The 26,658-nt window shown below is 63.6% G+C and carries 21 protein-coding genes and 1 pseudogene; 8 read left to right on the plus strand and 14 right to left on the minus strand.

The features are described from left to right. Positions 1-71: 71 nt before the first annotated feature. From XI08_RS38125 to XI08_RS38135, 3 genes and pseudogenes are all read right to left on the minus strand, one after another. Positions 72-1,474, minus strand: a pseudogene (locus XI08_RS38125) (carbohydrate porin). A 10-nt stretch (positions 1,475-1,484) separates the two neighbouring features. After that, positions 1,485-2,501 carry a transporter gene (locus XI08_RS38130; RefSeq protein ID WP_271578611.1) on the minus strand — a complete coding sequence of 339 codons (1,017 nt, stop codon included), beginning with the start codon at positions 2,499-2,501 and terminating at the stop codon, positions 1,485-1,487. A gap of 113 nt (positions 2,502-2,614) precedes the next feature. Then, positions 2,615-3,397: an acetoacetate decarboxylase gene (locus XI08_RS38135; protein WP_271578366.1), complete on the minus strand. Its 783-nt coding sequence runs from the start codon at positions 3,395-3,397 to the stop codon at positions 2,615-2,617. A 226-nt stretch (positions 3,398-3,623) separates the two neighbouring features. On the opposite strand from XI08_RS38135, the gene XI08_RS38140 reads away from it, so the two are divergent. Both XI08_RS38140 and XI08_RS38145 read left to right on the plus strand, forming a co-directional pair. Beyond that, positions 3,624-4,799 carry a patatin-like phospholipase family protein gene (locus tag XI08_RS38140; RefSeq protein WP_271578367.1) on the plus strand — a complete coding sequence of 392 codons (1,176 nt, stop codon included), beginning with the start codon at positions 3,624-3,626 and terminating at the stop codon, positions 4,797-4,799. Between the two features lie 500 nt (positions 4,800-5,299). Next, positions 5,300-6,376 carry a hypothetical protein gene (locus XI08_RS38145; protein ID WP_271578368.1) on the plus strand — a complete coding sequence of 359 codons (1,077 nt, stop codon included), beginning with the start codon at positions 5,300-5,302 and terminating at the stop codon, positions 6,374-6,376. A gap of 117 nt (positions 6,377-6,493) precedes the next feature. On the opposite strand, the gene XI08_RS38150 is transcribed toward XI08_RS38145, so the two are convergent. Continuing rightward, positions 6,494-7,039 carry a hypothetical protein gene (locus XI08_RS38150; protein WP_271578369.1) on the minus strand — a complete coding sequence of 182 codons (546 nt, stop codon included), beginning with the start codon at positions 7,037-7,039 and terminating at the stop codon, positions 6,494-6,496. A 363-nt stretch (positions 7,040-7,402) separates the two neighbouring features. Between XI08_RS38150 and XI08_RS38155 the strand changes: the two genes are divergently transcribed. Then, positions 7,403-8,044, plus strand: coding sequence for a glutathione S-transferase family protein (locus XI08_RS38155; protein WP_271578370.1), 642 nt, complete (start codon positions 7,403-7,405; stop codon positions 8,042-8,044). A gap of 99 nt (positions 8,045-8,143) precedes the next feature. On the opposite strand, the gene XI08_RS38160 is transcribed toward XI08_RS38155, so the two are convergent. The 5 genes from XI08_RS38160 to XI08_RS38180 all read right to left on the minus strand — a co-directional run bounded on the left by XI08_RS38160 (position 8,144) and on the right by XI08_RS38180 (position 13,693). Continuing rightward, positions 8,144-8,809 carry a TadE/TadG family type IV pilus assembly protein gene (locus tag XI08_RS38160; RefSeq protein WP_271578371.1) on the minus strand — a complete coding sequence of 222 codons (666 nt, stop codon included), beginning with the start codon at positions 8,807-8,809 and terminating at the stop codon, positions 8,144-8,146. Beyond that, positions 8,809-9,369: a TadE/TadG family type IV pilus assembly protein gene (locus XI08_RS38165; RefSeq protein WP_271578372.1), complete on the minus strand. Its 561-nt coding sequence runs from the start codon at positions 9,367-9,369 to the stop codon at positions 8,809-8,811. The genes XI08_RS38160 and XI08_RS38165 overlap by 1 nt, the downstream gene beginning before the upstream one ends. Before the next feature lie 10 nt (positions 9,370-9,379). Further along, positions 9,380-10,804, minus strand: a complete 1,425-nt coding sequence (locus XI08_RS38170) for a TadE/TadG family type IV pilus assembly protein (RefSeq protein WP_027543127.1) — start codon at positions 10,802-10,804, stop codon at positions 9,380-9,382. Between the two features lie 425 nt (positions 10,805-11,229). Continuing rightward, positions 11,230-12,789 carry an acyl-CoA carboxylase subunit beta gene (locus XI08_RS38175; protein ID WP_271578373.1) on the minus strand — a complete coding sequence of 520 codons (1,560 nt, stop codon included), beginning with the start codon at positions 12,787-12,789 and terminating at the stop codon, positions 11,230-11,232. Then, the gene (locus XI08_RS38180) at positions 12,719-13,693 is read right to left on the minus strand and encodes an IclR family transcriptional regulator (protein ID WP_271578374.1); all 975 of its coding nucleotides are present in this window, start codon (positions 13,691-13,693) and stop codon (positions 12,719-12,721) included. The genes XI08_RS38175 and XI08_RS38180 overlap by 71 nt, the downstream gene beginning before the upstream one ends. A gap of 94 nt (positions 13,694-13,787) precedes the next feature. On the opposite strand from XI08_RS38180, the gene XI08_RS38185 reads away from it, so the two are divergent. From XI08_RS38185 to glsA, 4 genes are all read left to right on the plus strand, one after another. Then, a complete protein-coding gene (locus XI08_RS38185) occupies positions 13,788-14,009 on the plus strand; it encodes an acetyl-CoA carboxylase biotin carboxyl carrier protein subunit (protein ID WP_027543130.1) in 222 nt (73 codons plus the stop codon). 225 nt (positions 14,010-14,234) lie between these two features. Further along, the gene (locus XI08_RS38190; protein ID WP_271578375.1) at positions 14,235-15,398 is read left to right on the plus strand and encodes a TAXI family TRAP transporter solute-binding subunit; all 1,164 of its coding nucleotides are present in this window, start codon (positions 14,235-14,237) and stop codon (positions 15,396-15,398) included. Between the two features lie 43 nt (positions 15,399-15,441). Next, entirely contained in the window at positions 15,442-17,640 is a 2,199-nt protein-coding gene (locus XI08_RS38195; RefSeq protein WP_271578376.1) for a TRAP transporter permease, read from the plus strand. 20 nt (positions 17,641-17,660) lie between these two features. Further along, the gene (glsA, locus tag XI08_RS38200; RefSeq protein ID WP_271578377.1) at positions 17,661-19,502 is read left to right on the plus strand and encodes a glutaminase A; all 1,842 of its coding nucleotides are present in this window, start codon (positions 17,661-17,663) and stop codon (positions 19,500-19,502) included. Between the two features lie 16 nt (positions 19,503-19,518). On the opposite strand, the gene XI08_RS38205 is transcribed toward glsA, so the two are convergent. The 5 genes from XI08_RS38205 to XI08_RS38225 form a co-directional block, all read right to left on the minus strand. After that, a complete protein-coding gene (locus XI08_RS38205) occupies positions 19,519-19,821 on the minus strand; it encodes a nucleoside triphosphate pyrophosphohydrolase family protein (protein ID WP_027543134.1) in 303 nt (100 codons plus the stop codon). 25 nt (positions 19,822-19,846) lie between these two features. Further along, positions 19,847-20,374 (minus strand): carboxymuconolactone decarboxylase family protein, encoded by a 528-nt coding sequence (locus tag XI08_RS38210; protein WP_271578378.1) that lies wholly within the window; start codon positions 20,372-20,374, stop codon positions 19,847-19,849. Between the two features lie 98 nt (positions 20,375-20,472). Then, a complete protein-coding gene (locus XI08_RS38215; protein ID WP_271578379.1) occupies positions 20,473-22,704 on the minus strand; it encodes a N,N-dimethylformamidase beta subunit family domain-containing protein in 2,232 nt (743 codons plus the stop codon). A gap of 13 nt (positions 22,705-22,717) precedes the next feature. Then, a complete protein-coding gene (locus XI08_RS38220; RefSeq protein ID WP_271578380.1) occupies positions 22,718-24,322 on the minus strand; it encodes an ABC transporter substrate-binding protein in 1,605 nt (534 codons plus the stop codon). Between the two features lie 20 nt (positions 24,323-24,342). Beyond that, positions 24,343-25,749, minus strand: coding sequence for an aspartate aminotransferase family protein (locus XI08_RS38225; RefSeq protein ID WP_271578381.1), 1,407 nt, complete (start codon positions 25,747-25,749; stop codon positions 24,343-24,345). A gap of 112 nt (positions 25,750-25,861) precedes the next feature. Between XI08_RS38225 and XI08_RS38230 the strand changes: the two genes are divergently transcribed. Continuing rightward, positions 25,862-26,620 carry a FadR/GntR family transcriptional regulator gene (locus XI08_RS38230; protein ID WP_271578382.1) on the plus strand — a complete coding sequence of 253 codons (759 nt, stop codon included), beginning with the start codon at positions 25,862-25,864 and terminating at the stop codon, positions 26,618-26,620. The last annotated feature ends 38 nt before the right edge of the window (positions 26,621-26,658 follow it).

Here is a 26,658-nt window from a genome sequence, read left to right on the forward strand (position 1 = left end):
TTCGCCACGAGCTCTCTCCTGTGTAGAGATTCGAGCTATCAACTAATGTGACGAACTTGCGTTCCAGATGACTAGTACCGGATCGTGGTGGTGACGCCGAAGACTGCGGCGTCACCGATCCGCGAAACGCCGCTCGGATCGTTCGGGTTCGGGATGCCGCCCGAGGGGCGGAACACATACTGGAAATACGGCGCCACCAGCCAGCCCGGCTTGACATGCGCCTCGTAGATCATCTCGATCAGGGTCTCGTTGCTGCGTACCGGGCCCTGCACGCCGGTGAAGGCCTGCGTGTCGAGATCGAGATTGCGGGCGGTGTTCGAGATCCGCATATAGGCCATCGCCACGCCGAAGCGGTCGAGCGGACGGCCTGGGGCAAACCCGACGAAGCCGATGCCGCCGTCCAGATAAAGATCGATCAGATTGCGGTCCGGCGGGCTGTAGGCGATGCGGCCGAAGGCGGTGACGCCCGGGATCGAAGCGGAGGTGGTGTTGTCCTTCACCTCCGGCGGGCGGTAGAGCACCTGCTCGATCACGGCGAAGATGCCGTAATTGCCGCGAAGCTTGGCCGGAACGCCGCTTCCAGAGGGATCGGCGATCGAGAGCCCCCCGCGGTAAAGCGCTGGCTTTCGAACGAGCCATAATGCTTCCAGGCGCCCGGCGTGAAGTTGCCGGCGAGCGGACGGCCGCCAATATCGATGTCGTAGCTGAAGCGGACCTGCCCGATCACCCAGAGCGGATCGTTGACGCGGAATGCGAGGCCGTGATGGTCGCGAATCTGCGGATCGGCCTCGCCCGGCCCGGACGGATCGCCGTTGAACACCGCGCCATAGGCGGTGATCTGGTCCGTCAGCGCGGCCTTGACGCGAATGCCGGGCACCGCGATCGGCGGTGCCGGGCCGCCGGCCGGAAGGTTGCTCGCCTTGATCGCCGGCCAGCCGAAGGTGCCGTTGATGAAGAGGTCGTCGGTCTGGCTGTCGAAGAACTCGACATCTGCGGCCTGCTGGCCGGCCCTGATGTTCAGCCTGTCGCCAAAGAAGCTCTGCTCGAAATAGGCGTTGTAGAGCCGCCGGTCCGGCAGCGCCTCGATCTCGCTGATGGTTGCGAGGTTCTGCAGGTAGTTGCGCGAGAGCCCGCGGCCGTAGATCACGAAGGCGTTGGCGTAGAAGCGTCCCCCCGTCCAGCCGACCAGCTTGTCCAGATCGGCATCGACCGAGAGATCGAGGCGACCGAAATGGATGGCGCCGCGCGCAACGCCGCCCGAGACGTTGCCGATGTTGTCGGCGATATAGGTGGCGCCGAAATTCAGGCCCTTGTTGGCGAGCCCGTCATGCCATTCGTTGAACCATTTTGGCGCCAGCCATTCGGCCGCGCTTTCGTCCTTGGCGCCGGCGAACGCGCTCGTGCTGGCCAAGGCGCACACCAGCGCAATTGCAGCCACGCTTCGCAGCGGAGATCTGTCGGCAGTGCCGTTCACGGCTGGTGCGCTACTTGAAAATGCCCGTGCGCCGCATGAACAAATAGGCGGCACCGACCGACGAGGCCATCAGCACCGCCGCCCAGAGAAATCCGCTTTCGACGTCGGTGAGCGGCAGGCCCTTGGTGTTCATGCCGAAGATGCCGGTGATCAGCGTCGGCGGCAGCAGCAGCGAGGTCACGATGGAGAGCGTGTGGAGGTGGCGGTTGCTCTCCTCCTCGTTCTTGAAGCGCAGCTCCTCCTCGAGCAGGCGGCTGCGCTCGCGCAGCTCGACGATGTCGTGATCGAGGCCATCGAGCCGCTGCGCCAGCTTGCCAGCGTGGATCCGCAAGCCCGGCGACAGGTGATCGGTGTTCTTCTGGTCGAGCCGGTGAAACAGCACGCGCAGGCCGGTGAGCTGACGATGCAGCCTGACGCAGGTGCGGCGCAACCGGCCGAGGGTGCGGCGCATCTCCGGCCTCGCCTCGTCGGCGAGGATGCGCTCCTCGATGCCGTCGATCTCCTGCCCGAGCTTGTCGGCCATCCTGTCGAGCGTGTCGGCAACCTCGTCGACGATCTTTTCCAGGAGGTGGGCGACGTTGTCGACGCGGTAGCCGCCTTCGAGCACCCGGCGCGTCGCATCCGCCGAGCACAGCGCCTGATGGCGGCCGCTGACCAGCAGGTGCTCGGTCATGGCGAAGCGCAGGAACGCGGTCTCTTCCGTCGGACTGTCGATGTCGCGCACGAGGTCGGAGAACACGCCGTAGACGCAGTGGTCGATGACATGGAGCTGCTGGAACGTGTCGTTCGACAGCAGCAGTTCGCGCGCAAGCGGCGGCAGCGTTGATGCCGCAATCCACGGCCGCGCCCGCGCGTCGGTCAGATTGAAATGCAGCCAGAGCCGGCCGTCATGGCTGAACTCGATCGGCCGGTCGATCGGCAGCGCCTCGGCGCTGCCGTCGCTGTGCAGGCGGAACGCCCAGACCAGGCCCGGAATGGCAGGCTCAGACCCCGATATCGCGCTGACAAGCTTTGCCGGCTCAGCCATGATCGCCCCAACCGTCAACACATGCCCCGTCTCCTGAAGATGGCTGACGGCATCTTCCGGACCCACGCGGGTACTCAATTACGCCTCTGTTACAGTTTGATGATGGCGCCGCCCTATTCCGCGGCCAGCCCCGTCGCGGCCGCCGCCTCGGCCTCCCTGATGTAGTCGTGCACGACGCGGCCGAACGGCAGCGTCAGATCGGCGATGTAGTGATGCGCGCCGACGACGCGGCGAACCGGGAAATCGGCAACCGGCGCATTGACGTGCGGCACAAGGTGAAGACGTCCGGGCCCCATCCAGGAGCCCTTCGGCACGATATCGGTGAGGTTGATCGCGACGAGCTGGCAGACTTCGAGACGGCCATCGACGCCCGGGATCATCTTCAGATTCACTTGCGTCTTCGACAGCGTGGCGCGGGTGAGATCGCCGTTGCCGGCCATGCTCTCGTGCTTGTAGCCCATCGTGCCCATGGCGACGAGCTGGCCGGCATATTCCAGCGTCCCCGTCAGCGTGTCCTTGACGATCTCGAGTTTGGGATGGGCGTATTTCTTGGGAAAGCCCCAGATCTCGCGGCCCGCGGCGATCGGCGGATCGTCGTCGAGATACATCTGCGAGACGAAGTTGACCTCCTCGCCATGCAGGCGCGCCGGGATGACGAGCCCGGACTCGGTGTAGCTGCCGAAGCCGGAGGAGTCCGGCATCCTGATCCATTCGTAATGCACGATCGGCTGGTCGATCGGCTCCAGCGGCTCGGGCAGGCCCGCACGGATCAGGTCCGGATCGGTCTCGTAGGTGATGACGAGGAATTCGCGGTCGACGAAGCGATAGGGACCGGCCGGGTAACTCGGTCCCGCGGCCGGCATGGACGGAAGTCTCAGCACATCTTCCCTGCGCATCGCTGGTCTCCTCATGTCTGTGATGCCTGCCCGGCAGCGTCGGGCGGCGACCCAGATTGCTAGCGGCCGTCATTGACCGCGATGTGAAGGATTTCCGTCAGGCGCGCGACCCGCGCGCCATTCTCGTTGCGATTGACCTGCATGCAGACGATGCATCGGGCGCCACTCTTGTCATCACGCCGTCACCGCAGGACGCAATCGTTCGGCGAAGGCAGGAGGCATCGCCATGGACGCCCGCACGTCGCAACCGACTTATCAGACCCATCAGCCTCCCGTGCGGGGCTGGCGTCCCGAGCGCTGCGATCGCGTCGCACTGGTGCTGCAAGGCGGCGGCGCGCTCGGCGCCTACCAGGCCGGCGTCTATCAGGCGCTGCACGAGGCCGGCATCGAGCCGGACTGGGTCTGCGGCGTATCGATCGGCGCGATCAACTCCGCCATCATCGCCGGCAACCGGCCGGAGAAGCGGCTCGATGCGCTGCGCGTCTTCTGGGAGCGCATCACCAACCGCAAGGTCTGGCACTATACCCCGGATGGCGACGTCTTCCGCCAGTGGCGCAACCTCACCAGCGCGTGGATGACGTCAGCCATGGGCCAGCCCGGCTTCTTCACCCCGCACCAGGTCAATCCCTGGTTCAGCCCGATCGGCGCCAGGACGGCGACGAGCTATTACGACACGACGCCGCTGCGCGAGAGCCTGCGCGAGCTCGTCGACTTCGATCTCATCAACGAGAAGAAGGTCCGCTTCGCCGTCGGCGCGGTGAATGTGCTCTCCGGCAACTTCATCTATTTCGACAACGCCCATGACGAGATCGGGCCGGAGCACATCATGGCCTCCGGCGCCCTGCCCCCGGCGCTGCCGATGGTGCGGATCGGCACCGATCATTTCTGGGACGGCGGCATCGTCTCCAACACCCCGCTCCAGCATCTGCTCGACCAGGAGGACGCGCTCAATTCGCTGGTGTTCCAGGTCGACCTGTTCAGCGCCCGCGGCGTGCTGCCGCGCTCGATCCAGGACGTGATGGCCCGCCACAAGGACATCATGTATTCCTCGCGCACGCGCCACAACACCGACGTCTATCGCCGCACGCACAATCTCAAGGTCGTGCTCTACAAGGCCCTGGCGAAGCTGCCGGAAGAGCAACTCTCCGACGAGGAGCGCAATCTCAAGGCCAGCCTCTGCCATATGCCCGAGATCGCGATCCTGCACTTGATCTACCAGCAGAAGGCTTATGAGGGCGACGCCAAGGACCACGAATTCTCGGGCACCTCGATGCGCGAGCACTGGGCAAGCGGCTTCGAGGACACCAAGCGCACGCTGAAGCGGCGCGACTGGATCAAGATGCCCGAGCAAGGCATGGGGCTGGTGGTGCACGACGTGCACCGGGAGACGGAGAGCGCGTAGCGCGGCGACGCTCGCGGCAAGCCTTCCGCAAAAACACTCGAAAACAACCCCACGCAATGTAGCCGATGGCCGGCGGCAGATGCCTCCTGCATCTGCAAAACCATTTGGCACGTTGGGCAAAACAGCGGCATCACGCCATCCTGCCGCAACCGTACGATGCTCAATGAAGGATGCTTCGCAGGGTATCGGCTGACCACGCAATCCCCTGCACGAGAGTCAACTCGGCTGCACCACATTGCGACGCGAACGGACGCGTCGCGGCTTGCCTTCGTAGCTGACACGAACTCTTCTGCCGAGGTCGGCGTCTCTCCCTCCTCGACCGCCCGACGTGCATGAAGATGTCAGCGCCGATATCCTTCAATCGGATGACGGCGTCGGATCGTGACTTTGATAATGAGTCACCACTGAGCGGCCATGAATTTAGCAGCGACAGGTTCCGCCTCACCAACAGCGAGTGACGAGACGATTTCGCCTGGTCTCGATTGCGAGGAGAGATAGAGATGGCGGTTAGAGCTAGTGTCGAAGATGAACGCTTCTATAAAAAGATAGAGAAATCCCTCGATACCACCGCTAGCTTCTGGACCTTCGCGTCCGAGGGACTGAAGACTTACGACAAATATCGGCGAAGCCCGGCCTCTGGGCCGCTCGCCAGGGCGCAAGCGCTCTTGCACGAGTATAACGAGAGCCCGGTGAAACCCGGCACTCTGTCGAAAGTTCTCGCCAAGGCGGACAAAGCCAAGAAGTACTACGAATACGTCCGCAGAGTAGAGGATGCAGTTGACGAGACGAAGCGAGACGGCGCGCTTCTTAAGCTCGGCATCAAGATCTCCATGGACCTCGCCAAGAAATGGCTCGGCGCATCGCTGACGACGCATCCCTACTATGCCTACCACAAGGTCATGCTCGACGCTCTGGCTGACGCACTCAACGCAGCCCACAACAGCAGATCCACCGTCGACGCCTATCGGCGCGCGGTATCCGCCGCAACCTCGACGGCCGTTGCGAAAGAGTTCAAGCGGCTGGAAGGCAGAAAGGTCGAGATCGTCGCGGCACATGTGGAGTTCACGGACAGGATAGGCGTGGCCGCCGACATCGCGCGCGGCTTGATAGACCAGAAGCTAGCTGAAAGAAAAATCCAACAATATGGCGGAACGGCTCGTATTGCCGCAGCCGTCGCCGATCTCCAGGCGTGGCGCGCGATGTGGGCCGGTCTCGCTTGCGAGTCGATGAAGCTCGTTATCATGGCAGGCACCGAGCTCAACGTTGCCGCCGCAGCGACGCACGAGATGCGACAAACGATGGCCAAGCTCATGGGCGGTGGCACCACGAGTGTGCTAGCCGGTCGTGGCGCCATCAACGCCATCGAATGGGAAAAGTACGATCAGATAGTCAACAGACGGACGCCAGATCGGGCGGCGATGGACCCGGTCGCATTTGCACAGTCCAATCATGGCCGGGCCCTTGCCTGGACCACGGCCCTTGCAGAAATGTGCGATTTCGTCACAAGCGACGAGGTCTACTTCCCTAGCAAATTCAATACTCAGCTCGAGCGACTGAACAAAGTTCTGTACGTCTGATAAGCCTGTCTTTGTCAACGGTTGGGGTGGGCGAAGGCGAGCCGCCAATGGTCTGGCGGCCCGCCGAGGTCTCGTTCCTGCTTCCGTCACATATCGAGATTGATGTCGGCGTTTCCCTCAACTCGTCGTGCCGCGCGGGTTGACGACCGTATACCCCCGCAAGGAACGCGCGTGCATTCTTGTTGCGTGTCCGCCCGAGTTGGCGTCATACGCCATCCAGATGTCTCCCCCGAGGTGCTGCTCCAGGACGAACACGTGGCCGCGTCGTGCCGCCACCATTCCCGGCGCTGGCGATGTACGCGGAAAACGCAGCCAGTTGGCCGCGAGATTCAATTCCGGCACCATACGACCGAACACGCGCAGGGCCGCGCCGCAACCGCAGAAGGACGAAGGACAACCGGCCGGTCGACCGCCGACGATCCGATCGCCGGGGGCATTCATCGTCGCAACGGCGCTGCCAGCGGCGACCATTGTGAGTTGTCTTGAATTGGGCGCCTGTGATGAGTACCTGGAAACGCGCTCGCGCCGCGTTTGCGAATGCGAGAAGTCGCAGGGCATGATGACATTGCATTCCGGCGCGCGATCAATGCGGTAGGGTCGTGCTTCCGAAGCAATAGAGCTGACGGCAACTAAAAAACACGCAAAAAGAACTGGCTTGAACATTGCAGGACTCCGAGTTGAAGGGTCCTGCCCCGGAAGACGAGCAACTGATAACAGTTTGGCTGAAATGGGCCTAAAGAGCGGCCGAAAATGGCTGCATTTGCGGGCCGCTCTCCTCAATCCCCCATAAGCCACACGTTGCGACCGAAATGATTAACTCGCAGAGTACGAACGTCCGCCTTCGACCCTTCCAGCGCTCGCGACAAGCGACCAGCTTCGCGTTGCGCCGGAAGCGGGAGGTCGCGACCGCCTGCGACGCCGAAGGCGTTGCGCAGGAGTCTTCGACGAGCCTTGTACATATCGTGTCAGAGTGGAAATCTCGCTCCCGCGAATTTAGGCACTCAAGCCGGCGTAAGGACGCTCATTATGCTCACTGTCTATGGCGAAGGTCGTGGATTCCGTGTCGTTTGGCTGCTCGAGGAATTGGGAGTGGCTTATCGGCTGCGCCCGGTCGATCTGCGCGCTGTCGAGCATGATCCCGATTTTCTTGCGATCAACCCCGCCGGCTTTATCCCGGCGCTACAGGACGGCGAGATGATCATGGTCGAATCGATCGCGATCCTTGAGTACCTGCTTGCCCGCCACGGTCCGAGCCCGCTCGCCGTCGCCCCGGATGATCCCGCTTTCGGCGCCTATCTGCAATTCCTCCATTTGGGAGAGGCTGGGCTCGCTGTACCAATGAACGCCGTCTTCGTCGGTCGCGCACTCGCGCCCGAAGCAGAGCGAAACGCCCGGGTCACAAACTGGGCACTGGAGACCTTTCATAGCCGGCTGGGATTGGTCATCCAGCGTCTCACAGATCGTCCATTTCTCGCCGGAGACCAGTTCACTGCTGCTGACATTTCAGTGAGCTACGCTCTCCTGCTTGGTCTGCGAACCAGCAACTATACCCCGGGTTCAGTCGAGCGTGCCTATCTCGCCCGCACGACGACACGCCCCGCCTACGCCCGGGCGATGGAAATCTGCCAAGCCACCAAAGCTTGGGCGGAGCGATCACCGACGTTGTAGAGCCAAGTCGTGAATCCATAGAAGGGATTCCCACGAGCGTGGTTTTTCGATTCAGGATTGCCCGCCTGCATCCCGGTTGACCGCCGCCGCTTCGCTCAGCTAGCAGGTCTTCTGCTGCAGATGCTGGACGCATGTGCACGTCGTCGTCATCGTCGGGGAATACTTCACGTCGTAATATGGAAAGCTCGACGTGGCCGGGCTGTTCGTCGAGCAGCGCGGGAACAGGTAGTAGCTGTCGGTCAGCTTGACGGTGCCGGCGATCGTATAGCCGAGGTTGGGCGTGTAGTCATAGGACACCTCGCTCAGGACGAGCGAGATGTTGGCGTTGTTGGGATTGCTCGGATTGGTCGCGGTGAACTGGGACAAGGTCATCTGCTGACCCACGGTTCTCGCCCCCGACGAGCTCGTCGACGTGCTCCATTGCACCGTCGCATTGCCGTTGCTGTCGGTCGAGACTCCAGAGACCGTGATCGTCATCAGGGAAGTGCTGCCGTTCTTGACGGCGTAAGGCGCCATGATTGCCGTCGCGGCGCCAAGAATTGCTTGCATGCGGGTCGCGCTCACCTGCGTGTTCTGCGAAACCATGTCGGCGACACTGTGCGCGGTCGCGCTGACCTTGATGTTCATGGCGAGCCCGTTTCCCAGCTCGACGCCGCCGATGTAGAGCAGAAGCATGAACGGGGCGACGATGGCGAACTCCGTCGCTGCAACGCCGCGAACGTCGGTTCGCAGGCGCCGTGCGCGAGACGACAGGACGGCGATCATCAGGTAGCTCCTGGCTCGTTCTGGAACGCGGCGGACGACATGATCAGCCGGTTGCCGTTGGAAAGATTCGAGAGATTGAAACCGAGCGGCCCGAGGAACACCGGCCATTGGTACATCACCCGGAGAACGACGATGTCGCCGGAATTGCCGGGATCGTACTGCCAGGTGTTCTGGACCGTTCCCGTGCCGTCGAAGGTCAAGGCCGGAATGCCCGTATCGGCGGCGGACCACGACGTCGCCACCTGCATGTCGACCATCAGGCCGCTGCAGTTGAACAGGATCACGACCTGGTCGCAGACCTTCTGCTTGAATACGTCCTTCGTCATCTGCGCGGACTGAACCTGTCCCGTCATGACGAGGCGCGCCGATTGGCGCACGACGGATTCGAGCAGTTGCTGGGCAAAGAAGACGAGGAACGTCTGAATAAGCGCGACGACGAGGGCGAGGAACGGCGCGGCAACGAGCGCGAATTCGACGGCCGTGGCTCCTGATTTATCTCGAGCGAAGGCGCCGCAGCGATTGCGGCGTCTCGTTGTGGTTGCGACGTCCGGTCCGGTCATGGCGCGCTCTCTACTGCACGAGGCTGGCTGTGCTGGACGCAACCTTGATGAAGAGGTTGGTCAGAGCCGCGGAAATGTCGCCACCATTCTGAACGCTCGCGTACAGACCCGGCGATGCGCAGGATTGCAGCCGCTGCGCGATCGTGCCCGTAGACGAGGTCGGATTGTTGAACTGTGCGATACGGTTCTTGTACCAACTGTCGTTCAATTGCAGATACTCGGTGTAGAGGATCGCGATGCGAATGTTCCGCTTCTTGATGGTATCGCATACCGTCGTGTTGAGCGGTTGCTGGCATCGCACGGTCGTCGAGTTGGCTGTCGGAAGTGGATAGGTGGCATTGCTGTCGCAGCTGCCCCCCGTTTTGGCGATCAGCTTATCTTCGACGCCGTCGGTGACGAGGAAGACCACTTCCTGCGGCGTATCACCCGATTGATTGGTGCCGGTGCCGGGATCGGGCATCGCGGTGTTGAGGTCCGTCAGCCCCTTCGAGATATCCGTACCGTAGTCTGTGGTGTAGACGCAGTTGTTCTTGCTGTCGACAATGACGCAGTTCTGGTGGTCGCTCGTCATAATCTGAATATTGGCGATCTTCGTGCCGGCGGTGGTCGGGGTGGTCAGCGTCTGGATCGTGTTCAGGGCGTAGTCGAAGGTGTAGATTGCGGCCTTGTAGGTCGTGTTGTTGAGCGCCGACATGCACTGCATGACGCCGCCCGATACACCCGACTGCGGGCACGTCCAGGGTCCGACCATCAGTTGCGTAACGGCATTGGTCACGAGATCGATGCGAAGCGTGATGTTGTTCGCACGGGCGATGGTGAGATTATCCTTGTTCGTAGAGCTTGGAGCCGCGTTGTTGGGATGCGCCTCGTGACAAGCGAACGCGCAATTCGCCGCGTATGACGGCTGACTCTTCGTCGCGGCGATCATGTTGTCGATGTCTGTCTGGGTCGCCGCGAGCGCCATCGACGGCGAGTCGTCCAGCAGCAGATAGAAGTTCATGTTAGGTGCGCTCGACGCCTTCGCCGTCGCGGAGCCCGCGACCTGCCAGGTCTGCTTGCCGAGGACACCGGGGAAATTGTTGATGGACTCCGCGGTGTACGAGACGGTGATGGTCCGCGCGAGACCGGAATCGGTGACAGTGACCGTCGGTGTCGGCGTCGCGGACAGCCCGGGAAGATTCGCCTTCGCGGCAAAGACGGCTTGCGCGGTCGCCTTGACGACGGTGGTGTCGGTCTGCGTCAGCATCGCGGGCCTCACGGCCGCGACCGCGGCCGCGTCGGCAGCCGCGTTCAATTGCTCCCGCTTGCGCAGGGCCAGCGTGTAGTCGAGCGCCATGCCCAGCAGAAAGATGATGGGAATCATCGTGAGCGCGAAGATGATGGCGACGTTGGCCTTCCGGTCTCTCGCGAAACGAAGCACTACGCGGCCGAGCATGCCTTCACCCTGGTTGCCGTCGTTGCGGCGAAGAAATTTTCCAAAACACCGGTGACGGGAGGAGATGGGCAGGGCCTTGCCGCCGGCCACCCGATCGTCACGGGCGAAATATGGCGACAGCCATCTTAATCAACGCTTACGGGAACCCTATAAACAGGGACCGTACCAATGAGATGTCTCATATTGAGAAAGCATCATTAACACCGCTTAAACGAGATCATCGAGGATGAGCCCGGTCGGGTCACGAATTCGGGGCGAACCGGTAGCCCCGAACCCTCGTGGAGCCCGTCCCGGACGGGCGTGGAACGCAAACGCTCGCGACGGGGGGCCCGGATCTCGTCCGGACCGTCCGCGGATTTTGGGCTGCCTCGCGGAGCCGAGCCGCGCCCCGCGCGGACACCGTCGGCTCGCAATGACGGTTGCCGTTACGGCCTGATCGTCATGTTTCCGGGAGGTCCGGCCTTGCGGAGCCGCTCGGCCAGCCTTGCGAACTCGCAGAGCAACGATCTCGTCTTCCGGGGATCGATGATCTCCTCGACCCAGAACTTCTCGGCCGAGCGGAACGGCGAGCGCAGCTTGTTCAGCCGCTCCTCGATCTCCCTCAGCTTCGCCGCCTTGTCCTCGGCCGCATCGATGTCGGCGCGGTAGGCCGCTTCGATGCCGCCTTCGAGCGGGAGCGAGCCCCAATAGGCCGACGGCCAGGCATAGCGGATCGAGAAGCGGTCGGCCGGCTGATGCACCACGCCGGCGACGCCGAACGCGTTGCGCAGGATCACCGTGCACCAGGGCACGGTGGTCTGGTTGACCGCGGCCATGGCGCGGACGCCGTGGCGGATGGTCGCCGCCTTCTCGGCATCGAGGCCGATCATGAAGCCGGGGCAGTCCATGAGATAGACGACGGGCAGATGGAAGGTTTCCGCGAAATCGACCCAGCGCACCACCTTCTGGCAGGCATCCGCCGTCCATGAGCCGCCATAGTGAAAACTGTCGCTGGCAAGCAGCATCACTGCCCTGCCCTCGAGCCGGGCGAGGCCAACGATGATCGGCTTGCCGAAATTGGCGGCGACCTCGAAGAACGAGCCCTTGTCGACGACGGACTCGATGATCGGCCGCATCTTGTAGACCTGCTTGCGGTTGCGCGGCACCGCGTTCATCAGCGCTTCTTCGGTGCGCTCCGGATTGTCGGTGCAGGCCAAGGTCGGCGGCAGCTCGTAGACCGACGACGGCAGATAGGACAGGAAGCGCCGCGCGCAGGCGAACGCCTCTTCCTCCGTGTCGACGGCATGATCGACCGCACCGGCGCGGGTCTGGATGTCGGCGCCGCCGAGCTCCTCCTTCGAGAGGTCCTGCCCCAGCGCCTTCACCACCGGCGGCCCCGCGACGAACATCGCCGACTTCCGGGTCATGATGGAATAGTGGCTGGCGGCGAGGCGCGCGGCACCGAGCCCTGCGACCGAGCCGAGGCCGAGCGCGACCACCGGTACGCGCGACAGGTTTTCGGTCGTGAAGCGATACCAGCGCGTGCCGCCGATGCCGCCCGGCAGGTTCGCCGCGCCCTTGGTCTCGATGGTCTTGACCGAGCCGCCGCCGCCGGAGCCTTCGATGATGCGGACGATGGGCAGACGGAAGTCGTGCGCCATCTCCTCCGCCATCAAGGGCTTGGCCGAGATCGAGGCATCCGCCGAGCCGCCGCGCACGGTGAAATCGTCGCCGACGACGACCACGGTGCGGCCGTCGACGCGCGCGCGGCCGAACACGCAGTTCGCCGGCGTCAATTTCTGCAACTCGCCGCCGGAATCGTACTCACCGATGCCGGAGACGGCACCGATCTCGTGAAAGCTGCCTTTGTCGATCAGCTTGTCGATGCGCTCCCGAACAGTCAGCCGGCCCTGGTCATGCTGTCGCTTGACCTTGTCAACGCCGCCCATCTCCCGCGCGAAGGCTTCGCGCCGGGCGAGCTCGTCGAGTTCCGGCTTCCAGTTCATTCACTCCCTCCGAATTGATCGGCTTGTTATTGTTGTGCACGGCCATTGCGACCGGTTTACGCGGGATACGGTTGTTGAAGACATCGCCTTCCGCGCCCTCCAGCAAGCTGCCGAGCGAACGGCCGAGCACGAGCATCAGCGGCGCGACTTCGGCATGCAGCCGTTGCTCGTCATACATCGCGGACAGAAGGCCGATCGTGATGACGACGAAGGTCTGGTACTGCGGCGACCAGATCGGCACCGCGAGACCATTGATGTGCGGGCTCCACAGACCGCAGGCCACGACATAGCCGCGCTCGCGCAGCGATTGCCGGTTGGCTTCGATGCGGGGCTTCAGGATCTTGGCCGCCTCGGGCGCTTCGCGCTCCATGTCCGCAATGAAGGCATCGCCGACCTCGGGCGCCAGCGCCGCGGTGTAGGCCGCGCCTGCCGCGGTCGAGGCCATCGAGATGCGGCTGCCGGTGCCTTCATGCAGGCCAAGCGCTGTCGCCGAGCGCGCGAACTGGAGATAGACGAGATGGAAGCGATCGGGGACGACGAAGCCGACCGTACCAGGCAATTGCTCGGCAACTTCCTGGAGCCGCTGGCGGATCATGCTGCGCAGCTGCGCGCCCTTCATCATCGAGGCGCTCATCGCCACCGCGCTCGGACCGATGCGATATTTCTGATCGCGCGGCAGATAGACGAGCTGGCCCATGCGCGTCAGCGTGTGCGTGAGCCGCGACACGGTCGAGCGCGGCAGGCCGCAGCGATTTGAAATCTCGAGATTACCGAGCCTGCTATCGTGGCCCTCGAAGCATCGCAACACGTCGAACGCGCGCGACACCACCTGGATGACATCACCCTCACCGGCTTCGCCAGCGAGCGCACCTTGTCTACTCAACCGCTCCGAACGTCGTCCCATGATCCCTACCAGTTGTTCCGCTCTGCGGAATTAAATTCCGCTTGCAGAACAAGCTACCTCAGGCATTTTGCGACCACAACAAAAAGGCGATGGCATGCCAGAAATTAAGATCGTCACTGAAGTCGCGGGACGCGTCTGCGCAACTCCCGTGCAAGTTGGAGGAACCGTCGCGGATGGCGACGACGTTGTGGTGGTCGAGGCGATGAAGATGGAGATACCTGTGCCTTCGCCCGCGAGCGGCACGATCACATCGCTTCTGGTGAAGCTCGACGACATCGTCGCCGAGGGACAGGCGATCGCGATCGTCGCGAGTTGAGCGCGGATGCGGTGCGCTCGCAGCCGCGACAATGTGTCAGAGGGCGCCCCGCAACGCGGATCAAGTGCTCTTGATGCGATCAGTCGCACCACAACCGAGATCGCGCATTCACGGGACGGCGTTGCCATCGCTTGATCGCGGTGACATGATCTGTTTCAAACAAAATCTGTTTCAAACAAAGTAAGAAAATCTTCGCGGCAAACGCGATGATCATTGGAGAGAAACATGCTTCGTGGGCTGCTCGTGCTCGCGCCTGCCTTGGTTGCGGGCATTTCTTTTGCGTCTACACGCTATTCGTTCGCCGAAGACGTCAAGCTGCCGGCGACCTTGACGTTTACCGCCTATGACACCGGCACCGCCGGCTTCAACATCGCCGTCGGCGTCGGCAAGATGATGAAGGACAAATACGGCACCGACGTGCGCGTGCTGCCCGCAGGCAACGACGTCGCACGGCTTGCGCCATTGCGCGCCAAGCGTGCCGTGTCGGCGGCGATGGGATCGGGGACCTATTTCGCGCAGGAAGGCGTGTTCGAGTTCGGCTCGAAAGAATGGGGCCCGCAGCCGCTCCAGATCCTGCTCTCGAGCGTCGATTGCAATTGCGGTTCGCTTGGCGTCGCCGCCGATACCGGTGTGAAAGATCTGAAAGACCTGAAAGGCAAGCGCGTCGGTTTCGTCGTGGGCTCGCCGGCGCTCAACCAGAACTCGCTCGCGGTGCTTGCCTTCGCCGGGCTGACGCAGAAGGACGTCAAGGTGGTCGAGTTCGCCAGCTACGGCGCGATGTGGAAGGGCCTGATCAACAACGACACCGACGCCGCCTTCGGCACCACCATCACCGGCCCCGCCAAGGAGGCCGAGACGTCGCCGCGCGGCCTGATCTGGCCGCCGCTGCCGGCCAAGGACAAGGAGGGCTGGGCGCGGATGCAGAAGGTCGGCTCGTTCTTCTTCCCGCAACTTGCGACCTGCGGCGCCGGCATCTCGCCGGACAAGCCGATCGAGCTCGGCAATTACCCCTACCCGATCTTCGTGACCTACGCCGCGCAACCGGCCGACCAGGTCTACGCCATCACCAAGGCGATGGTCGGGAATTACGACGCCTACAAGGACTCCGCGCCCGGCGCGGGCGGTCTTGCCGCCGACCGGCAGACCAAGAACTGGGTGGTGCCGGTGCATCCCGGCGCGGTCAAGGCGCTGAAGGAAGCCGGGCAATGGAGCGACGCGCAGGACGCGCACAACAACAAGCTGATCAAGCGGCAGGAGGTGCTCGCGACCGCCTGGACGGATTACGGCAAATCCAATCCACCGTCGGACGAAAAAGCTTTCCTCGACGGCTGGATGAAGGCCCGCGCCACGGCGCTGGCCAAAGCCGACATGCCGAACGGGTTTGACTGATCGCCAAACCAGCCTGCCGCAGATACGTTGAGGGAGAGCGCCGATGTCAGAGACTGCGGCAGCGCCGGCGAAGAAGGTTGAATTCGAGGATCCGCATCTTGGCGCCGCCGCTGATCTGCAGGAAGCCGAGGTCACGCGCGTCCGCACCTTGAAGGGCACGTGGCGCTGGGTGCTGATGGCAGCCACGGCGGCCACCATTCTTCTCTGCGTCAACCAGCAATTCTCGCTGCGCTTCTTTGTCGACTACACACAGCTCAACACCGAATATTTTTATCTGCTGATCGCCCTGATGCTGCCGTTCACCTTCCTGATCTTTCCGGGATCGGAGAAGGCACCGCTCGACCGCATCCCCTGGTACGACCTCCTGCTGTTCGCGGCGACCTTCGGCTCGGCGATCTGGCTGATGCTCAACATCCGCAAAGCCGCGCAATTCGGCTGGGAGTTTGACGGCGCGCCGAGCAACGTCATCGCCGCCGGGCTCGTGATGTGGTTCGTGCTGATGGAGGCGCTGCGCCGCACCGGCGGCTGGAGCCTGCTGCTCAGCGTGCTGCCCTTCACCCTCTATCCGCTGTTTGCGGACTCCTCCTGGCTCGGGCCGTTCCGCGGCACGCAATCGACGCTGCAACAGACCACGTCCTATCACATGCTCTCCGGCGAGAGCCTGCTCGGCATTCCCATCCAGGCGTTTGCCGACACCGTGATCGGCTTCCTCGTGTTCGGCACCGCGCTGATGATGACGGGCGCGGGCAAATTCTTCATCAACATCGCGTTTGCGATGTGCGGAACGTTCCGCGGCGGCGCGGCAAAGGTCTGCGTGTTCGCCTCCGGCCTGCTCGGCACCGTCGGCGGCAGCATCGTCTCCAACGTGCTGACCGCCGGCACTATGACGATCCCCGCGATGAAGAAGACCGGCTTCACGCCGTCCTATTCCGGTGCGATCGAGGCCTGCGCCTCGACCGGCGCGGTGCTGGCGCCACCGGTGCTGGGCGCCACCGCCTTCGTCATGGCGCAGTTCATGAACACCGGCTATGCCGACGTCGCGCTCGCCGCGACCATCCCCTCGATCCTCTATTATGTCGGCCTGTTCGCCCAGGTCGACGCCTATGCCGCCCGCCACAAGCTGAAAGGCCTGCCGCGAGCCGAGCTGCCGCGGTTCTGGAATGCCTTCAAGGACGGCTGGTACTATCTGTTCGTGATCGTCGTGCTCGTGGTGATGCTGCTCTACTTCAAGCGCGAGAGCCACGCGCCGTTCTATGCCTCCGTGCTGCTGGTGATCCTGCATCAATGGTCGGGGCCGGCGCGCTGGAAGCTCGGCAACACGCTGGTGCTCGCCGGTTCGATCGCGGCAACGGCCGCCATGTTCTGGTTTGGCGTGCTCAACGCCGCGCTGTGGGGCATGTGCCTCCTGGCCGCGCTGAATGAATTCTTTCCCGGCAAGAACTGGGGCGGCGCGCGCTGGCTGCATTTCCTAGAACTCAACGGCAAGACGTTCGTCGAGCTGATCGCCATCATCGCCGGCTGCGGCCTGCTGATCGGCGCCTTCTCGCTCACCGGCGTGATCTCGAGCCTCGCCAACGACCTCCTCAGCATCGCCGGGGGCGATGCGTTCTTGCTGCTGATCATGTGCGCGATCACCAGCCTGATCCTCGGGCTGGGGCTGACCACGACCTCCTGCTACATCTTCCTGGCCATTCTGGTGGCACCGGCGCTGGAGAAGCTCGGACTGAACAAGATGGCCGTGCACATGTTCATCTTCTACTGGGGCATGCTGTCTTCGATCACGCCGCCGGTGGCGATCGCCTCCTTCGCGGCGGCCGGCATTGCAGGCGCGCCCGCGATGAAGACGGGCTGGGAGAGCATGTGGGTCGGCAGCATCATCTATTTCATCCCGTTCTTCTTCGTGCTCAATCCGGCGCTGCTGCTTCAGGGCAGCAACCCCTATCTGGAGGCATTCGGGCTGACCGGACTTGCCTGCTTCGGCATCATCTTCATCTGCGGCGGCATCCAGGGCTACCAGGCCTTCGTCGGGGACCTCCGCGGCGCCGGCGCGCTGGAATGGCCGATCCGCGTGCTGCTGGTGATCGGCGGCTTCGTGGTGGCGACCCCCGGCGGCGGGATCATGCCGCTGTCGCAGATGCAGGTCACCATGCTGGGCCTTGCGATCCTCGCGCCAACGACCTTGATCGCGCTTCTGTTGATCCGACGGCAGGGGCCGATACCGGACGGGTTGCGCGTGCCCTGATTGCGTTGCACAAGGGGGCGATGACACCGCCGCCCGCCTCCGCCTGGACTCGCTCGAAGCCGCCCTTACTGCGGTTTCTCGACACATGCCTCAACGAATTCTCCGCCGAAACGTCCGGCGCCGTTGCCGACTACATTCCCGAGCTGAGCAAGGCCGACCCTGCCTATTTTGGCATCAGCCTCGCCACGCTCGATGGCCATGTCTATGAGGTTGGCGACAGCCGGGTGCCCTTCACCATCCAGTCGATGTCGAAGCCGTTCGTGTTCGCGCTGGCGCTGGATCTTCTGGGCGCCGGCCGTGTCGAGAGCGCGATCGGCGTCGAGCCGTCGGGCGATCCCTTCAACTCGATCCGGCTCAATTCCGACAATCACCCGTTCAACCCGATGGTCAATGCCGGCGCGATCGCCTGCACCGGACTGATCTACGACAGCAAGGGCACGGAGGCTTTCGAGCAGATCCGCCTTGCGCTCAGCAGTTTTGCGGGACGTGATCTCGCCGTGGACGAGGCCGTCTACACCTCCGAAAGCCAGACCGGCGACCGCAACCGCGCCATCGGCTATCTCCTGAAGACCAATGCGGTGATCTCGGACAATGTCGCCGCCGTGCTGGACGTCTATTTCCGACAATGCGCGGTGCTGGTCACGGCGCGCGACATCGCGGTGATGGCGGCAACGCTCGCCAATCGCGGCATCAATCCGGTGACCGGCGAGCAGGTGATGAGCGCTTACGCGATCTCGCGCACGCTGTCGGTGATGACGTCCTCGGGCATGTACGACTATGCCGGCGAATGGATCTACCGCATCGGCATCCCCGCCAAGAGCGGCGTCGGCGGCGGCATTCTGGCGGCCCTGCCCGCCCGTCTCGGGCTCGGCAGCTATTCGCCGAAGCTCGACAAGCACGGCAACAGCGTGCGCGGCATCAAGGTCTGCGAGGCGCTGTCCTCGCATTACGACCTGCACATGCTCAACCGCAGCGACGACGCGCGCAACGCCGTCATCGCCGACTACGACATCGGCAAGAGCCCATCCCGCCGCGTCCGGCGTCTGCAGGAGCGCGAGATTCTGGCGGCGCATGAGCAGGAGGTGCGGATCATCGAGCTGGTCGGCACGCTGTCGCTGTCAGCGGTCGACTACGTGTCGCGGCGGCTCGCGGGGCGGCCACGGCCGCAATTCGTGATCTTCGACCTCCACCGCGTCACCTCCACCACGCGCGCCGGCGCGCGGCTCGTGGCCGAGGCTTTCGAGGAGCTGGCCGCGCTGAACGTCACGGTGGTGCTATCAGGCGTCAGGCGTGCCTCCAAGGAGTGGAACAGCTTGCGGGAGTGGACCGCGGAGCTGAAGAACGTCCGCGACTTCTACCTGCTCGACACCGCGATCGAATGGGCGGAGGACCAGATCGTCTACCGCCATGGCGGCTCGATCGATTTCCACGAGACCACCGAGCTTGCCGAGCAGCCGCTGCTCGACGGACTGAGCGCAGACGAGCTAAAGGAGCTTGGCGCGATCTGCACGATCAGGACCTATCAGTCCGGCGCAAAGATCCTCACGACAGGCGATCCTGCCGACGCCCTGTTCTTCCTGCGCAGCGGCGCGGTGCATGTCACGCTGCCCGACGGCGTGCGGCTGGCGACGCTGACCGCCGGCATGGCGTTCGGCGAGATGGCCCTGCTGGAGCAGACCCGTTCCGCCGACGTGTTCGCGGACATGGCGGCGACGGCCTTCGAAGCCCCGCTGAAGGATTTCGAGCGCTTCCGCGAACAGCATCCGCGGGCCTCCGAGCGCATCATGCGCAACCTCGCGCAGCTGCTCGCCGACCGCCTGATCGTCGCCAATGCCAAGGTGGACATCCTGACGTCGACTTGAGCGACGCCGGTATGGCTTATCGGCTTGCCGCCTCGCTGATCCGCCGCCTGATCTTGGCGGCGCTGGCCTTGAGCAATTCGGATGGCTGCTGGCCGGTCGCGGCGCACAGGCAGGCCCAGTAGTAGATGACATCGCCGAGCTCTTCGACGAGACCCGCCTTGTCGAGCCAGTCATCGCGCAGCAGCTTCTTGATGTGATCGGCGACCTCGCCCGATTCACCGGCGAGGCCAAGCCCGAGATAGGACAGCCGCTCGTTCGACGGATGCTCGTCGACTTTCGCAACGCTTGCGGCCCAGGCCGCATATTCATCGATCGTCATCGGCATCCCTCGCCGCGGCTTTGGATCAGCCCACCACTTCCGTGACCGGCTGAAGATCGATCTCGAACGTCTCCAGGAATTTCGACGTCATGATGTAGAAGCCGACCGAGAGCTGGAGTTCGACCAGCGCGGCCGGCGTCAGCCTCGATGCGATCGCCTTGAAGGTCGCGTCCGTCGGCTTGTTCAATTTCACGATCTCGTCGGTGAAGGCGAGCGCGGCGCGTTGCACCTCATTGAAGCAGCTCGCGCCTTGCCAGTTCTCCAGCGCCTCGTTCTGCTCGTCGGTGACGCCGACATTCTTGCCGATGCGCTTGTGGGCAACGATCTCGTAGGGCGCCTCGCACAAGATGCCGGTGCGGGTGATCGCGAGCTCGCGCACGACCGGATCGAGCTCGCCCTTGTGGCGGATGGCCCCGCCGAGCCGGCAGTACTGCTCAAAATAGCTCGGCGAATGCGACATCATCCGGAAGATGTTGGCGTGGCGGTTCTTGTCGAGGATTTCGCGGGTGCGGTCGGACGCCTTGGACGGGTCGCTGTAGTTGATACGGGCCATCAGTCACCTTGGGTCTTGGTCTTGTTGTCGTTTTTAGGAATTCCCAAGACTAATCTTGCGCTGACGCAAGCGCAACATCATCGCGCATCGCGTCATCGCTACGCAGTCGACGCTTTCGGCGCCTGAAACGGCGTGGAATCAGCGAAGCGGCGGACGATATTGGTCACCAACAAGGCCGCCACGTTGTTGTAGCCGTCAACCGGCAACGCACCGATGAAATTCATCGAGCCGACGGAAAAGACCGCGCCGCCATTCGGCGTCTCGAAAAAGGTCAGGTCGGAACGGATGATCTCCTCGCGCGACGCCGGCCAGGTGTGGTCGTAGCGCTCCTCGTTGACCGGCTGATAGGTCGGATCGGTAAGCACGGCCCGGCCGATGATGAGCGCATGATGCGGCGTACCGAGGCGCGTGTCGGCGCGGTCGAGCTCGTGGCCTGCGGCGCCACCGCCCATGAAGCCGCGCTCGCCCAGCTTGGCGCCCGGCCTTGCCAGATCCTCGATACCCTCGCGCATGAATGCGACGCGGGGATCGAGAATGCCGTCGAGGAAGGTGTAGGGGAAACCCATGTACTCCCCTTGCGTACTGAAGCCGACGCCGACCAGCGCCTGCGGCGGGCGACCGAGCCGTCGCCAGAGGCCGCCATAGGAGCCGTCGAAAGCATGATAGCTCTCGCCGGGCAGCGTTTCCCAGAGACGGATGCCGCCCTCGGCGCGTCGCAATTCGAAAGCCCAGGGGCCCGTCGCGTGCGGCACGACTTTCCAGTAGAAGCCGTTGCCGCCGAGATACATGAAGCGGCCGCCATTGCCGAGATAGGCACTGAGCGCGTCGAGCGTCTCGTGCGTGTGGTATTCCGGATGCTGGCCGGTGAGAACGACGCTGTATTGCGACAGCAGCCCGACGCCTTCGGCATGAACGTCGTGATCGGTGATGACTTCGAAGTCGATGCCCTTGCGGGTCAGAAGGTCGGTGATGGCGCTGTCGGCGGAGATCCAGTACAGGCCGGACCCGTCATCGCTGGGATCGACCAGATGGATCTGGTTCACGCGCTTGTCGATCAGCGGCCGGCGCATGGTCGACATCACCACGCCGCTGCCGTCCGAATGGAAATTGTAGGGCGAGACGCCGTATTCGGGATGGCCGTCCGGCGCCTGCGCCAGCGCGCCCCAGGCCAGCGACCGTTCCGTGATCAGGGCCTGCCTGCCCTTCTTCCGAAACTGGCTATAGACCGTGTAACTGAAGGTCGGGGCGAGGAACGCCACCTTGGCCTGCGATCCCGGTATCCTGGCGCGGACATAGAAGACGATGTTGTCGCGTGCTCCGTCCTTTTCCAGGTGCAGCGCATAGACGCCGCTCTTCCAGTCTTCCGGCACGGTGAAGCTCAGCGACGGCTGCCAGCCGGAATCACCGATATCGTCGTCGTGGAAATGGATCGCGCCCCAGAGCTTCGGCTCCTCCGTCCAGCGATGCGTCACGCCGCCTGTCCAGCGCGATCCCGTCATCGCGCGCGTCGGCAGGTTGATGCAAACGCCGTGCGCGTTGGAAGGACCGATATCGGTCGCAATGTCGGTCGGAATGCCGATGGAAAAATTCCATTCGGCGATCGCCGGGGCCGCAGCTCCGGAGCCTTGCGCGGCGATGACGCCGTCAAGGCCCGCACCGCCATCGGTGATGCGCGGCCGTTCGATCTTGCCGTTGAAATGGTGGACTGCGCCCCGGCTTCCGCGCTCCGCCGCGATCGCCGCCGCCCCCATGCCGGCCAACGCAGCCTTTGGCGCGCTCAGCATTTTCGTCGCGCGCTCGTCGCGGTCGAGCCTGATCTTGCGGGGGGCCTGTGCGATCGCCAGCGATCCGGTCACCGGGTCGAACAGACACGCGATATCGTGCCACGCCCGCTCGGTGAGCGCGACGCCGGTCTCGACCTCGACGGTGTCCTGCCCGGTGACAAGCCGGGCGAAAGCGCCGCTTTCGCCGACGCCGAGCGTCAGCGAGCCGCCGGCGCCTGCCCAGTTCAGCACGGCCCGCTTGCCCGCGGCGAGCAGGGTCGGCCAGACGGTCGCGGCAAAGGCGATCGGACCTGCCGGCAGCGCCAGTGCCGATACATCGACCCATGAGCCCTTTGCGATGGTCTGCTCGATCCCATCGTGCTGGCCTTCGAGGTCCCACTTGACCGCAATCTCGCGATAACCGGGTCCCTTCGGGTTCGGGTCACCACAGATGACGCGGGCGATCCGCGCCGAATAGCGGCCGCCGCCCTTGACCGCGATCATGAAGTTGATGTCGTCGCCGGAGCGCACGCTCCAGCGGTCCGCATAGCCGGTGATCGGAAGCATCGAAAATCCTTCTTCAGGCGCCGCGCACGTTCCAGAACAACGGCAGGCCCTTGAGCATGCCCGTCAGGCTCTTCTTGTAGGCGGTCGGCTGATAGAAGACACCAAGCGGAACGTAGGGAACATCGATAAAGCACTGCTTCTGCATTTCGACGCCAATCCTGGCCTGCGCGGCGGCATCAGGAGCGGCGAACCAGGCATCCCGCAGCTGTTCCAGCTTCTCGCTCTTCGCCCAGCCGAACGTCGCCTTGTCACCACTGCCGCGGATGAAGTTATGCGCCGAAGGATTCAGCTGCGTGACACCCGCGGAATAGGTGCAGAAGGCGCTGTATCCGCCCTTGTCCGGCGTCTCGCGGTTGCCCATGCGCCGCAGCATCGAGCCCCAGTCCATCGCCGCGTAGTCGAGATTAAAACCGAGCTTGCGGAACAGATCGGCCGCGACTTCGCTCATCTGCCCGATGACAGGGAAATCGCCCGGCGCCATCAGCAGCACTTTCTCACCCTTGTAGCCGGCGTCCTTGATCGCCTTGGCCGCGGCTGCGATATCCCGGGGGCCGGTCAGCGCTTCCATGCCGGCATCGTTCGCCATGTTGCCGCCGGGCGCGAAGAAGCCGATTTTGTCCCGCCAGAGACTGCTGTCCTCTCCCGCGACCGCGGACATGAATTCCTTCTGGCTGATGGCGGAGAGCACCGCGCGGCGGATGGCCGGGTTGTCGAAGGGCGGCTGCGTGTGGTTGAAGCGCAGCACGCCGACATTGCCGATCGGGTCGAGCAGCTCGACATTCAGCGCCTTGTTGCCCTTCAGCTTCGGCAACAAGTCGACGATGGGCTGATCCCACCAATCGATCTCGCCCTGCTGAAGCGCGGCCGCCGCCGTCGCGGGGTCCGGGATGACCTGCCACTCGACCCGGTCGAAATGCGCGATCTTCGGACCGGCGAGCAGGCTCGGCGTCCCCTCGGGGCGCGGCACGTAGCCGTCGAAACGCGTGTAGACCAGACGCGCGCCGGGCACGTGCTGATCGGCCTGGAACTTGAACGGACCCGAGCCGATCAGCTCCTTGACCGGCGTGACGCTGTCCGTCTGTGCAAGACGTTCCGGCATAATGAAGGCGACGATGGCGCCCACTTTGCCGAGCGCTAACGGCAGCAGCGGAAACGGCGACTTGAGACGCCATCGCACGGTCTTGTCATCAGGTGCCGAGACTTCGTCGACCAGGTTGAAGAGTGAATTGCCGAAAGCATCGCGCGAGGCCCAGCGTTTCAGGCTCGCCACCACGTCGCGTCCGCGCACGGGCTCACCGTCATGGAATTTCAAGCCGTCCCGCAACGTCATCGTCCAGAGCTTGCCGTCGTTCTCGACGGTATGGCCGGCGACCATCTGCGGCTGAACCTCGAATTTTTCATCGACGCCGTAGAGGGTGTCCCAGATCAGGAAGCCGTGGTTCCGGTTGACCAGTCCGGTGGTGATCATCGGATCGAGAATTGCGGCATCGGCCTGCGGCACGAAGCGCAGCACGCGCGAGGCTTGCGCGCGGGCCAGCCGCGGCATCGGCAAAGTCGAGCCCAAGGCGACGCCGAGACCGGCGCCCAGTGTGGATCGGAGCAGGTCTCGACGGCGCATGCTATGGTCTCCTCAACGGGTTACGCAGATGGACGTTTCTCGGCAAGCTTCGCTTCGGCGCTGAACAAGGTCCGCCCGAAAAGGTCGAGCGCCTCGTCAACCCCGGCTTCGTCGATGATCAGCGGCGGACAGAACCCGATCGTGTCGCCCATCGCGCGGATGATCAGGCCATTCTCGATCGCGAGGGCGTCGAACATCGCGCCGACCTTCAGCGCGGGATCGAAGGCCTGCCGTGTCGCGGGGTCGGCGACCAGTTCGACCCCGATCATCAAACCCTCGCCCCGCACCTGGCCGACGATGCGCGAATCCCGCGCGATCTGCTCCAGCCCGGCGCGGAGCCGGCCGCCCATGCGGCGGACATGCGGAACCACATCCATCTCGTGATAGATCTTCAATGTCTCGAGCGCGATGGCCGCGCCGACCGGGTGCCCGGAATTGGTGAAACCGTGGCCGAACAGCTCGCCGCCCTTGTTCATCTCGCTAAGTGCATCCCGGATCGGACGTCCCAGCAACACGGCGGACATCGGGAAGTAGGACGAGGTGATGCCCTTGGCCAGCGCCACCATGTCCGGCTTCATGCCGACCGTCTCGCAGCCGAACCAGTTGCCGGTGCGACCGAAGCCGCAGACCACCTCGTCGCCAAGCACCAGGATGTCGTGACGGCGCAGCACCGTCTCGATCGCAGCGAAGTATCCCTTCGGCGGCACGACGATGCCTCCGCCGGCGTTGATCGGCTCGGCGATGAAGGCGGCGATCGTATCAGGCCCCTCGGCCATGATCAGCGCTTCGAGATCGGCGGCGAGGCGATCGACGAATGCCGCCTCGCTCTCGCCCGGCCTGGTGCCGCGATAAGCATCCGGGCAATGCGTGTGCAGGAAACCGTCGAGCGGGAGGCCGAATTCACGGTGCATCCGCGGCAGGCCGCACATCGAAGCCGCAACGATCGTCGAGCCGTGAAAACCGCGGTCGCGGGCGATGATCTTCCGCTTCCCGGGCTTGCCATGAACCGCGTGATACACCCAGGCAAGCTTCACCATCGTCTCGGTGGCTTCCGAGCCTGAGGTGGCGAAATAAGCCTGCGCATCCGGGATCGGCGAGATTTCGACCAGCTTCTCGGCGAGCTCGATCGTGTTGTCAGGCGTCTTGTGATTGAAACTGTGATAGAAACCAAACTTGTCGTAGGCCGCCGCTGCTGCCGATTTGAGCCGCGTCTCGGAAAAGCCGAGCGAGGTGCACCAGAGCCCGGCCATCGCTTCCAGATAACGCTTGCCGCTCGCGTCATAGACATGGACGCCCTCGCCGCGCGTCATGATCAGCGGTCCGATTTCTGCGTGGCGCTGTGGGTTGGTCTGCGAGTGCAGATGGAACGCGATGTCGCGCGCCTCGGCTGAATTGGGCTTGCTGTCGAACACGCGCGCAGCCTCCATCGTCCCACCGACGGAGCATTCCCAACCCCGGTCGCGCGAAACTGGTCAGTCCAAATTGGTCTGACCAGCTTGGCTTTCGTGCGGCAGCTTGTCAAACTCAAAGAAAGAGCTGATGAGCACGAAGATGTTGCACGATCCCCCGTCCAAGCCTGAACGCAGCTTCGAGATCGTCGCCCGGCGCATTGCTGCGATGATCCAGGCGAATTACCGGATCGGCCAGCGCCTGCCGGCAGAGCGCGATCTCGCGAAGACCTTTGACGTGTCGCGGCCGACGGTGCGCGAGGCCATCCTGTCGCTGGCGATGGCCGGCATGCTGAAGGTGCGCAGCAACAGCGGCGTCTATGTGATCAGTCGTCAGGAAGCGCCTGACGTGCATGCGCTCGAAGGTTTCGGGCCGTTCGAGAATCTGGAAGCGCGCCAGCTCATCGAGCCGCAGATCGCGGCGATCGCGGCGCAGCGCGGCACCGAAGCCACCTTCGCGCAGCTCGCCGAAGCTCTCGCCATGATGCGCTGGGAACATGCGCAGGAACGCGAGGCCGACACGTCGGACCACCGCTTCCACATGGTGCTGGCCGAAGCGACGGGGAACGGTGCGCTGGTGTCGATCAGCGACTCCTTGTGGCGCGCGCAAACCGAGTCCGGCATCTGGCAGGAGATTCACAACCATATGCGCATGGAGGATTACCGCCCGATGTGGCGCAGGGATCACGAGGCCATCTTCGAAGCCGTTCAAGCGAGGAACCCGCGTAAGGCGAGCCTCGCCATGACGCGTCACCTCAACAACATCAGGGATGCGCTGATGGAGTCTTCGAACGCCAGATCGATGGCCACGACCAAATCTCCCGCGAATGCTCCCAAGAAGGTCCGGTGAAACTTTTCGCGGTTGAATAAAGTTTCCGCAAACCCTGT

The organism is Bradyrhizobium sp. CCBAU 11361 (assembly GCF_028128935.1).
Lineage (GTDB): Bacteria > Pseudomonadota > Alphaproteobacteria > Rhizobiales > Xanthobacteraceae > Bradyrhizobium > Bradyrhizobium niftali.

Coding starts and splice junctions, on each gene's coding strand:
- XI08_RS38130 (WP_271578611.1), bottom strand. CDS start 2,501: ATGGCTGAGCCGGCAAAGCTTGTCAGCGCGATATCGGGGTCTGAGCCT.
- XI08_RS38135 (WP_271578366.1), bottom strand. CDS start 3,397: ATGCGCAGGGAAGATGTGCTGAGACTTCCGTCCATGCCGGCCGCGGGA.
- XI08_RS38140 (WP_271578367.1), top strand. CDS start 3,624: ATGGACGCCCGCACGTCGCAACCGACTTATCAGACCCATCAGCCTCCC.
- XI08_RS38145 (WP_271578368.1), top strand. CDS start 5,300: ATGGCGGTTAGAGCTAGTGTCGAAGATGAACGCTTCTATAAAAAGATA.
- XI08_RS38150 (WP_271578369.1), bottom strand. CDS start 7,039: ATGTTCAAGCCAGTTCTTTTTGCGTGTTTTTTAGTTGCCGTCAGCTCT.
- XI08_RS38155 (WP_271578370.1), top strand. CDS start 7,403: ATGCTCACTGTCTATGGCGAAGGTCGTGGATTCCGTGTCGTTTGGCTG.
- XI08_RS38160 (WP_271578371.1), bottom strand. CDS start 8,809: ATGATCGCCGTCCTGTCGTCTCGCGCACGGCGCCTGCGAACCGACGTT.
- XI08_RS38165 (WP_271578372.1), bottom strand. CDS start 9,369: ATGACCGGACCGGACGTCGCAACCACAACGAGACGCCGCAATCGCTGC.
- XI08_RS38170 (WP_027543127.1), bottom strand. CDS start 10,804: ATGCTCGGCCGCGTAGTGCTTCGTTTCGCGAGAGACCGGAAGGCCAAC.
- XI08_RS38175 (WP_271578373.1), bottom strand. CDS start 12,789: ATGAACTGGAAGCCGGAACTCGACGAGCTCGCCCGGCGCGAAGCCTTC.
- XI08_RS38180 (WP_271578374.1), bottom strand. CDS start 13,693: ATGGGACGACGTTCGGAGCGGTTGAGTAGACAAGGTGCGCTCGCTGGC.
- XI08_RS38185 (WP_027543130.1), top strand. CDS start 13,788: ATGCCAGAAATTAAGATCGTCACTGAAGTCGCGGGACGCGTCTGCGCA.
- XI08_RS38190 (WP_271578375.1), top strand. CDS start 14,235: ATGCTTCGTGGGCTGCTCGTGCTCGCGCCTGCCTTGGTTGCGGGCATT.
- XI08_RS38195 (WP_271578376.1), top strand. CDS start 15,442: ATGTCAGAGACTGCGGCAGCGCCGGCGAAGAAGGTTGAATTCGAGGAT.
- glsA (WP_271578377.1), top strand. CDS start 17,661: ATGACACCGCCGCCCGCCTCCGCCTGGACTCGCTCGAAGCCGCCCTTA.
- XI08_RS38205 (WP_027543134.1), bottom strand. CDS start 19,821: ATGACGATCGATGAATATGCGGCCTGGGCCGCAAGCGTTGCGAAAGTC.
- XI08_RS38210 (WP_271578378.1), bottom strand. CDS start 20,374: ATGGCCCGTATCAACTACAGCGACCCGTCCAAGGCGTCCGACCGCACC.
- XI08_RS38215 (WP_271578379.1), bottom strand. CDS start 22,704: ATGCTTCCGATCACCGGCTATGCGGACCGCTGGAGCGTGCGCTCCGGC.
- XI08_RS38220 (WP_271578380.1), bottom strand. CDS start 24,322: ATGCGCCGTCGAGACCTGCTCCGATCCACACTGGGCGCCGGTCTCGGC.
- XI08_RS38225 (WP_271578381.1), bottom strand. CDS start 25,749: ATGGAGGCTGCGCGCGTGTTCGACAGCAAGCCCAATTCAGCCGAGGCG.
- XI08_RS38230 (WP_271578382.1), top strand. CDS start 25,862: ATGAGCACGAAGATGTTGCACGATCCCCCGTCCAAGCCTGAACGCAGC.